Source organism: Belnapia sp. F-4-1 (assembly GCF_000802185.1).
In the GTDB taxonomy this organism is placed as follows: Bacteria; Pseudomonadota; Alphaproteobacteria; order Acetobacterales; family Acetobacteraceae; genus Belnapia.
In genome coordinates this window covers 73,205-80,700 of the sequence record NZ_KN676116.1, presented here as the reverse complement: position 1 = coordinate 80,700, position 7,496 = coordinate 73,205, and the positions used below count along the sequence as shown (strand labels likewise).

Here is a 7,496-nt window from a genome sequence, read left to right as displayed (position 1 = left end):
CGACATTAAGGCCGCCAGCCTCAACGGACGCTACAAGCCAGGGAAGGCGGTGCAGGCCGGACGCTTACGAACTCAGCGTATAACCGGACCTTCCTATTCCAAGGTCGGACCGCAGCACATGCGCGGGTTAGCCAAATGCTGATCATGACGCTACGTCCTGTGAGCTTCGGTAGCAGAGACTTGTCACTTACCCTACCGAACTCATGGGCAAAGCTCGGTGCGACCGACAATGTCACTCGCCAACCTGGAACTCCATGTCCGAAGCAGATCGCGTCTTTCCCCGCCACAAAGGGCAAGGGGCGCAACGCTCATCCAGTGAGAAGCGCCAAACCGTCATCACTCCTCGAAGGGGCGGTTTAGGCAACGGCAAGAGCAGAGTGGTTGAAGTTGTGCACGCCCAGCGGGGTAGGACGAAGCCAACAGAGGATCGTCTGCGCCTAGCGCTGTGGAATGTACGTGCCGAGTGGTCTTCACCCGCTTTCACGGACAGTGTTGCACGGCTGAAGCAGCCGCATGGAACTGTAGTGCGCCCGGTTGTTGAGACAGCTGACTGCGCTGTTCAGGCGGCCAAGGGTAGATGGGTAGGTAGGCACTGAGCAAGGCCGCGTTGCTCGGCGCGGATCTGATTCGGGGTGCAGTAGCCGTGCATGGCGACGAGCCAGGTGGCGTTGTAGTGGGCAACGAAGTCCTGCAGCCCGCGGCGCAGCTCTTCGATGGTGTCGAAGGTGTGCACCCAGAGGAAGTTCTCTTTCAAGGTACGGATAAAGCGCTCGGCGACGCCGTTGCCCTCGGGCTGGCGGACGAAGGAGGGCGAGCTCTCGATGCCGAGGAAGGCGATCTCGTCCTGCAAGTCGCCGGACATGTAGTTGGAGCCATGGTCGTGGCGCAGAGCGAGACCCTTGGCTGCGTTCTTTTCGATGCGGCCGAAGTGGCGCAGGACACCCTGCCGGATCGGCTCGAGTGCCTCGAAGCGGTTGCCGGAGCGCGCGGCATGGTTGCCGACGCACTCGCCGGAGCAGTGGTCGACAGCGACGAACACCCGAGCCCGGCCCTCCTTTACGGTCACGGTTTCGGTCATGTCGGTCCCCCACATTGCATCCACGGCGGTGGTGGTGATCGTGCCGTCATGGGCGCGCTGCTCGGGACGGCCGACGCGGTGTGGCGCGAGCAGGCCGTGCTGGCCCATGAGGCGCCGGACCCGGCGAGCCGAGGTGCGGATGCCGGCATGGCGCAGCCGGGCCCAGATCTTGCGGTAGCCCTCACCATGCAGGCGCGAGCCAAGGATCTGGGCGCGGATGTGCTCGAGCAACGCGGCATCGGAGCAGGCACCTACCGGGCCCCGGCGTGTTGGCCCGGCCGGCGCCGTGGGGTCGGGCGCCGCACGGTGGCGGTAGACCGTGGCACGGGAGAGCCGCCAGACCCGGGCGACCCGGGCCAGGCCGTAGGCGCGGTCTGTGGCCGGCGAGACAGCCTGGCTCATCGCCTCGACCTCCGTCGGCCCAAAGGGCGCCCGCCCTCCAGAGCCGCAATCTTCTGCTCCAGCAGCTCGTTGGCCATGGTGACCTCGCCGAGCTTGGCCTTAAGCCGGAGCAACTCCTCATCGCGGCTGTCGCGCTCGCGCTCCTTCATCGCCGCCTCCGCCCCGACCAGGGCGCGGTCGCGCCACTCGCTCAGACGAGCGACGGTAACGTTGAGGTCCCGGGCTACGGTCTCCAGCGGCTCGCCGCGTAGCAGCCGGGTGACGGCAGCCAGCTTGCGCCGAGCGGAGTTGCGGCGCTCCGGCCCAGCCGCGCCCGAGGGGGCGCCGGCGTCAGCGTTCCGGGCGCACGCCGGCGCCCCCTCGGGTTTGTCGCTGTGGTTCTGGTCCATTGGTCTGACCTCCGGTTGCGGTGATCTCTACCGCAGTCGGCTGTCTCATCGAACCGTGCCGCACCCCAGCCCGCCCAGCGCATCAGCGATGGCGCAGTATCGCAATGGGCGCCGCGCCGTAACCGCATCGGCCAGCATAGTCGCGGCAGCACCGGCCAGGGCGCTGTCGAGACCCGCGATGCAGGGCAGCGCATCACGGCCAAAGGCGGTGCAGTATCGGTCTATGGCCACCTCCAGCGTGCGATCCTGTATGGGCATGGTGGGGCGGGGTTGCATGGCATCCTCCTGTCTCGAGGCTTCCAAGTAACCGTGTAGCCGTCGCATCGTTCATCCATCTCATGGATGCATGGCATCCAGGCTTCGTATTGGTGCTGAGCCCATGCGGGGGTCATCTTCCGCCTCAAGCAAGGCCAGCTGGGCGTCACGCCCTGAACTGCTGGCCTCCGAGACGGAGAACCAAGCCATGTTCCGCACCACTGTATTTGCTTCGCTGATCGCTCTCGGTGCCGTAGGTGCCGCCCAGGCGCAGGATAGCGGCCCCCGCCTGGTGGGTGGCGGCGCCGATGGTGGCCCCCGCGTTGAGTACGTGACGCCGAGCCAGAATGTGGTCGGTGGTGGCTATGCCCGCATCACCGGCGAGAGCACCAACCGCAGCATCGCCTATTTGGGCCAGGCCACAGCGCAGCAGCAGAGCGGCAGTGTGGCCCAGCTGGTCGGCGGTGGCCGCGAGCAGACGCTGGTGTATGTCTCGGCGCAGGCTGCCAGCCCGGCCCTTGCTGGCCAGTTTACCCGCCACGGCGGTTAACTACACCACGAGTCAGGTTGATGAGATTGCATGGGGCGCCTTTGGCGCCCTTTTGCATGTCCGGCAGCTTCATCATGTCCCGTCTGGTATCGACTGCGGCGGAGACCGACATCCACGACATGAGCCTGCCGCCCGACCAGATGCCGCCCGTAAAGCCGAAGAGCGCGTGTTAGCGGGGTGGCGGCGGATGGCCCTGTCGGCACCGAAGCGGGGCTTTCTGCTCGGATCGACATTCCTAACGGAGCCGTGAGCTGATACCGGCCGAGCATGGCCTTCATCTGTCAGCAGCGGCAGGATAGCGGCGATGCCGATCTCCGCCCAGCCTCCACTGCCAGACGATGCGGCGATGCTCCGCACCCTCCCGCGCTCGGCCGTAGAGGCTGGCCGTGCCTATGCAGCGCGCGGCGCGGTGCGCCACCTTTCCGTGTCTGCGGACGGGCGCGTGATCGAGGCGAAGGTGAAAGGCACGGCAACGCGGCCCTATACCCTGCGCATCACGCTGCAGCCGCGGCGCGACGGCGGCACCGATTTCGACGGCATCTGCAGCTGCCCGGTCGGGCTCGACTGCAAGCACGTTGCAGCGGCGCTCTGCGCCGCCCGGCGCGAACGCGGCGACCTGCCGCGTCCCGCCCCGCGGCCTACGCCCGCCGCGGCCCCGGCCGAGCCGGTATTGCCGCCCGAGGTCGCCGACTGGCTGCGTCAGCTCGCCGCGATCGACGAAGCGGATCCGGAGGCCTACCCTTCAGGCATCCGACAGCGTGTCGTCTACGTCGTCGCACCGCTTGCCCGACCGGTGGGGCCAGTCTCGCTGAAGGTCGCGGCTTTCTCGGTCACCCTGCGCAAGGATGGCAGCTACGGTGCCGGTAAGGGCGTCCAGGCCCAGGCGGGAACGGCACGGTACCTGCGCCCCTCGGACCGGGCGATCCTGCGGCGGACCGACCTACTGCGCTATGCGCCCGAGGGGATGCTCAGGGATGCGGACCCGCCCGATCTGCTGCGCCGGATCATCGCCACTGGCCGGGCCCGCTGGGCCACGGTGGACGGGGTACCGCTGCGGGACGGTCCCGTGCGGTCGGGTAGGCTCACCTGGCGGCTGGAGGCGGATGGACGCCAGCGCTCCGCGCTGGAGTTAGAGGAAGGACTGCTCGGCCTCGCCTTGCCGGCCCCCTGGTACGCAGACCTAGTGAGCGGCGAGCTGGGCACGGTCGACCTTGGTGTACCGGCGCATGTCGCGGCACGGCTGCTGCTCGCGCCGCCCATCCCGGCCGAGGCAGCACCCCTGGTCGCGGCTGAGTTGGGGCGGCGGCTCTCGGCACCGGCGATGGCGCTGCCGGCGACGCTCGACCCGCCGGAGACGCTGCCTGGCTCGCCGGTGCCGCGGCTATTGCTCACCGCCGGCAGGCTGCCAGCCTATGCCACGCGCGGCTACGGTCAGGGCCTCTTGCGGCCAGAGGTGGACTTTCCCATGGCGCGGCTCGGCTTCCGTTATGGGCCGGTGCTAGTGGCCCATGACGTGCGCGCCGCTTATGCCCCGTCGCGGCCCGGCATGGACGTGGTCGCGCGCGAGGGGCGGCTCTACCGCCTGCGGCGTGACGCGGCGGCGGAGCGCGCCGCGGTGGCACGCCTGCTGGGCATCGGTTTCGTCGCAGCAGGGATGTCGCTGCCGCCCGGCTCCCAGGCTGGCGTCGATGCATTCCTGCTGGAAGACGAGACAGAGGACGACCCCGACTGGCTCTTTGTGCTGCAGGAGGAGGTCCCGGCGCTGCGGACGGATGGCTGGGAGGTGGAGGTCGCCCCCGACTTCCCGATCCGCCTGGTTGAGGCCGAAGGTCCGCTGGAGGCACGGCTGGAGGAAGGCTCCGGCATCGACTGGCTGGACCTGCATCTCGGCGTGACGGTGGCCGGGCAGCAGGTGGATCTCGTTCCCGTGCTGCTCAACCTGATCGCCGCCGGGGTGGAGCCAGAAGAATTCGCCGAAGGTCCGGTCCTGCTGCCCCTGCCCGACGGGCGGCTGCTCTCCCTACCGCGGGAGCAGATCTTGCCGATCCTCTGTTCCCTAATAGAGATCTTCGAGGGCGGCGCGCTCGATCCGGAGTCAGGGCGCATTGGCTTTACCCGGATGGATGCGGCGGAGCTGGCCGAGCTTGAGGAAGGTTCCGGCATCGCTTGGCAGGGCGGGGAGGCGCTGCGGGCACTCGGTGCCCACCTCCGCGCGGCGGCGGGATCGATCCCGCCGGTCGAACTGCCCACGACTTTCATGGGCACGCTCCGCCCCTACCAAGCGCAGGGTGTCGCCTGGCTGCAGTTCCTGCGCGGCGCTGGCCTTGGTGGGGTGCTGGCGGACGACATGGGCCTCGGCAAGACGGTACAGACCCTGGCGCACCTTGCCATCGAGCACGCCGCTGGGCGGCTGGACCGGCCGGCGCTGATCGTCTGCCCGACCAGCCTAGTGCCGAACTGGCTGCGGGAGGCGGCGCGCTTCGCCCCCGCGCTGCGGGTGCTGCCGCTGCACGGGTCGGCCCGGAAGACCCGCTTCGGCGAGATCGCGGAGCATGACCTGGTGCTCACGACCTACCCGCTGCTGACGCGGGACCAGAAGGTACTGACGACGCAGGATTGGCATCTGGTGGTGCTGGACGAGGCACAGACCATCAAAAATCCCAATGCTGAGACTACACGACAGGCGCTGCAGCTGCGCGCGCGGCAACGGCTCTGCCTGTCCGGCACGCCGCTGCAGAACCACCTGGGCGAGCTCTGGTCGCTGTTCGACTTCCTGGCACCGGGCTTCCTGGGCAGCGCCAGGAGCTTCCGCAGCCGTTACCGCACACCAATCGAGAAGCATGGTGACGCGGAGCGACAAGCTGCGCTGCACCGCCGCGTGCGGCCCTTCCTGCTGCGCCGGACCAAGGAGGAGGTGGTGACCGAGTTGCCGCCCAAGACCGAGATCACTGAGCCAGTAGAGATGGAAGCGCCGCAGCGCGCTGTCTACGAGGCGATCCGGCTGTCGATGCACGCCAGGGTCAAGCGGGCCGTTGCTGAGAAGGGCTTGGCGCGCTCCGGCATCATCATCCTGGATGCGCTGCTGAAGCTGCGCCAGGCTTGCTGCGACCCGCGGCTGCTGGCGATGAAGTCGGCGCAAAAGGCTGGTTCGGCCAAGCTGGAGCGGCTGCTGGACCTGCTCGGCGTATTGCTCGACGAGGGGCGGCGCGTGCTGATCTTCTCTCAATTCACCAGCATGCTGGCGTTGATCGAGGCGGCGCTGCAAAAAATCGGTACTCCCTACGTGCTGCTGACCGGCGACACCAAGGATCGCGCGGCACCGGTGAGCCGCTTTCAGGCCGGCGAGGTGCCGGTCTTCCTGATCAGCTTGAAGGCCGGCGGCGTCGGTCTGAACCTGACGGCGGCAGACACGGTGGTGCACTACGATCCGTGGTGGAACCCGGCGGTGGAAGACTAGGCAACAGACCGTGCTCACCGGATCGGTCAGGACAAGCGGGTCTTCGTGCATCGGTTGATCACGCTCGGCACGATCGAGGAGAAGATGGTGGTACTGAAAGAGCGCAAGCGCGCGCTGGTCGCTTCGGTTGTGGAGGCGGAGCATGGCGGGGCATTGAGGTTGACCGAGGCCGATGTGGAGGAGCTGTTCGCGGCCACCTGACGTGCCGGGCAAGCCGGGCTGTCGTCAGCGTCCGCGTGCTTTGCAGGTTGGGCCTGCTGCGGAGAGAAAGCTTGCTGCCCCGACTGTAAGAAGTCCGTAAACCGTGGACTTCAGCGGTAAGGAATTGAAAGGGTTAGGCATTCGAATTTTCTTCGAAGCGAATACCGGCATCCTTACGCAGTTCGTCACGGTGCTGGACGTTGCCACCGCGCGGCGGGCGGTGCCGCTGGCGAGCGGGTGTCCCGCCGCGACCGCTCCAGCTCGGGCGGGCCCGCGATGGCACGGTCACGCTGGAGTAGGAGGAAGGCCTTCGGCCCGATGACCATCGCCCATGCCAGGACCGGGCAGAGCGTGACGGCAGCATGACCACACGGACCCAGCGCCAGCGGTCATCCCTGTCGATCGCATCAGGAGCAGGCCTGGCCGAGGGAGCGAGGTCTTGAAGTCGCGCCATGGGCTGGAGATCCGCATCCCGACCGGCGCCGACCTGCCCGGCCTGTCGGTTCTGCTGGCTGAGGCCGGTCAGGCGATCGACCCGCCCGAGTTGGGGCGGCGCCTGGAGGCTCTCCGCCAGAGAGGCGGGACGGCCCTGATAGCGCTCGAGTGGGGACCACCGAGCGGTCTCGTCACGCTGCACTGGCACCAGATACTGCAGGCCGCCCGCCCCGTGGCGCAGATCACCCTGCTGCTGGTCGGCCCTGGCGAGCGGCGGCGCGGCATCGGCCGATTGTTGGTTGAGGCGGCCGCTCAGGCGGCCCGCAGCGCCGGCTGCGACGCGCTGGAGTTGGTGGCTCCTCCGCGTGAATCCTCCCTCCCGGCCTTCGGCCGCGCCCTCGGCTTCGTCGAAGCTGGGTCACGCTTTGCCCGAGCGCTTCGGAAGCGCCGGTAGCCGCGACCCAGCACTACGGTTCAGATCAGCGCAAGCTGTGCAGCCCCGGGGCTGAAGCTGCTTTTGGTTCGGTTTTCTGCCCAATTTGCTACTTGGAGTTTTGGCTTCTTCTGGTCGGCAATCGGGGAGAATGGCAGGGTGCGGGTGAATTCACCAAAGCGGCGCGCACACTGCAGCCGCGTTCTGGCCAGGCGCGGCTATTGGCAGATGCGATTGTGCCCACGCCGCAGGGCGTCGCTTTCCAAGGCTATACGGCCGCGTGCCCTTCTACGAAC

5 protein-coding genes and 1 pseudogene are annotated in these 7,496 nt (G+C 67.9%); 4 read left to right on the top strand and 2 right to left on the bottom strand.

The features are described 5' to 3' along the window. Window positions 1-559: 559 nt before the first annotated feature. Window positions 560-1,869 (bottom strand): annotated as a pseudogene (locus tag LH62_RS27195) (IS3 family transposase). Between the two features lie 45 nt (window positions 1,870-1,914). After that, window positions 1,915-2,145 carry a hypothetical protein gene (locus LH62_RS27185; protein ID WP_043367325.1) on the bottom strand — a complete coding sequence of 77 codons (231 nt, stop codon included), beginning with the start codon at window positions 2,143-2,145 and terminating at the stop codon, window positions 1,915-1,917. A gap of 187 nt (window positions 2,146-2,332) precedes the next feature. On the opposite strand from LH62_RS27185, the gene LH62_RS27180 reads away from it, so the two are divergent. From LH62_RS27180 to LH62_RS27170, 4 genes are all read left to right on the top strand, one after another. Continuing rightward, entirely contained in the window at window positions 2,333-2,674 is a 342-nt protein-coding gene (locus tag LH62_RS27180) for a hypothetical protein (RefSeq protein WP_043367324.1), read from the top strand. 304 nt (window positions 2,675-2,978) lie between these two features. Next, window positions 2,979-6,131, top strand: a complete 3,153-nt coding sequence (locus LH62_RS27175; RefSeq protein ID WP_052215159.1) for an SNF2-related protein — start codon at window positions 2,979-2,981, stop codon at window positions 6,129-6,131. A 45-nt stretch (window positions 6,132-6,176) separates the two neighbouring features. Beyond that, window positions 6,177-6,332, top strand: a complete 156-nt coding sequence (locus tag LH62_RS31360) for a hypothetical protein (protein ID WP_160299915.1) — start codon at window positions 6,177-6,179, stop codon at window positions 6,330-6,332. 439 nt (window positions 6,333-6,771) lie between these two features. Continuing rightward, the gene (locus LH62_RS27170) at window positions 6,772-7,221 is read left to right on the top strand and encodes a GNAT family N-acetyltransferase (protein WP_043367323.1); all 450 of its coding nucleotides are present in this window, start codon (window positions 6,772-6,774) and stop codon (window positions 7,219-7,221) included. The last annotated feature ends 275 nt before the right edge of the window (window positions 7,222-7,496 follow it).

Excerpts from the sequence above, each read along its gene's own strand:
- LH62_RS27185 (WP_043367325.1), bottom strand. The coding sequence starts at position 2,145 with ATGCAACCCCGCCCCACCATGCCCATACAGGATCGCACGCTGGAGGTG.
- LH62_RS27180 (WP_043367324.1), top strand. The coding sequence starts at position 2,333 with ATGTTCCGCACCACTGTATTTGCTTCGCTGATCGCTCTCGGTGCCGTA.
- LH62_RS27175 (WP_052215159.1), top strand. The coding sequence starts at position 2,979 with ATGCCGATCTCCGCCCAGCCTCCACTGCCAGACGATGCGGCGATGCTC.